This window comes from Sphingobium sp. CECT 9361 (genome assembly GCF_918741285.1).
Taxonomy (GTDB): domain Bacteria; phylum Pseudomonadota; class Alphaproteobacteria; order Sphingomonadales; family Sphingomonadaceae; genus Sphingobium.
Map to the genome: position 1 here is coordinate 1 of NZ_CAKKNC010000065.1, position 1676 is coordinate 1676.

Sequence of the window (1676 nt, forward strand, 5' to 3'; positions counted from 1 at the left end):
TTGTAGCAGCAACGTTCAAATGTCACAGTTGCGCAAAGTAGAGATGTCTCACTTGGGCTACCGTGCCCTCCGGCTGTTCGGAGGTATTGAGCATGGCGGTGTTGCGTATGAGTACCGAGGAGCTTTCGCGGGTCGAGACGCTGATGCATGTGGTTTCAGGTCGCATGACCGTCACCCAGGCCGCAAGGCTGATGAGCGTCAGCCGCCGCCACGCCCATCGACTGCTGACGCGTTACCTTGACGATGGATCATCCGGGCTTTTGTCGCGCCGCCGTGGTCGACCAAGTAACCGGCGCTTGGATGATGCCATCAGAGATCAGATTGTCGCACTGGTTCGGACCCATTATCATGATTTTGGGCCTACATTGGCTGCGGAGTATTTGGCCGAACGGCATGATCTCCGGATTTCGCGTGAGAAGCTGCGGCAGATGATGATCGAGGCCGGGATTTGGAAGGATCGTCAGGCTCGCCGTCCTCGCCCATATCAGCCGCGCTACCGCCGGGATTGTCGGGGCGAACTGATCCAGATCGACGGCTCAAAACATTGGTGGTTCGAAGACCGCGGCCCGCAATGCACATTGCTGGTCTATATCGACGACGCGACCAGCGAACTGATGCACCTCAGGATGGTCGAGAGCGAGAGCACCTTCGCTTACATGGAGGCGACCCGCGCGTATATCGAACGGCACGGCAAGCCGGTGGCCTTTTATTCCGACAAGCACAGTGTTTTCCGGAACGCGCGGGCCAGCGCCGCGCGTGGCGACGGGATGACGCATTTTGGCCGTGCGCTGGATGCCCTGAACATCGAGATCATCTGCGCCAACTCGCCACAGGCCAAGGGCCGCGTCGAGCGGGCCAACGCCACCTTGCAGGATCGCCTGGTGAAAGCGATGCGACTGGAGGGTATCTCGTCGATCGCGGACGCAAACGCTTTCCTCGACAGTTATATGGCCAGGCACAACGAGCGGTTTGCCCGCCCTGCCTTCGATGTCCGCGATCTGCACCGCCCGCTTGCACCGCATGACGATCTGCGCTCGATCATGGTCTGGCGGGAGCAGCGAACGGTGACGGCAGCGCTGACGCTGCACTACAACAAGGCGATGTTCATCCTGGAGCCGAACGATGTCAGCGAAAAGCTGGCGCGCAAGCGGGTGACGGTCTGCGAATATCCCGACGGTCGACTGGAGATCGAGCATGAGGGCCATGTCCTGCCCTATCGTCAGTTCGACAAGATGCGGCAGGTGAACCAGCCTGCCATTGTCGAGAACAAGCATCTGGACGCAGCGTTGCTGCTGGCCCGGCAGATGCAGGCGATCATGCCGCATCATCGCAAACGCAACAATGACGCCCCTGCCCGCCGTGACCAACCCATGCATCTGTTCCCCGAGCCGGAACCACCCGCGAAGATCGATCGCCGCAAACTGGGCGGCTCGAAGCTCAAGCGCGGTCCCAGGCTCAGTGATGAGGCGTTGCACGAACGCGGCACGCTCAGGTTCGTGCAGAGGACATGACCGGGCCCACTGCAGGGCAGCGGGTCCATGGCCACTACCCCAAGATCAGCGCATCAGCAGGGTCTGCGCTGCGCTATCCCGAGGGCTCCACGCAGCCCCTGCTTTCCTCAACGTGTGACATTTCTATATGGCAGAAATTGTGACTTCTCTAAATGGCAGGAACAA

1 protein-coding gene is annotated in these 1676 nt (G+C 60.3%); it reads left to right on the forward strand.

The features are described from left to right. Nucleotides 1-92: 92 nt before the first annotated feature. A complete protein-coding gene (locus tag LQ220_RS24735; RefSeq protein ID WP_056366771.1) occupies nucleotides 93-1511 on the forward strand; it encodes an ISNCY family transposase in 1419 nt (472 codons plus the stop codon). The last annotated feature ends 165 nt before the right edge of the window (nucleotides 1512-1676 follow it).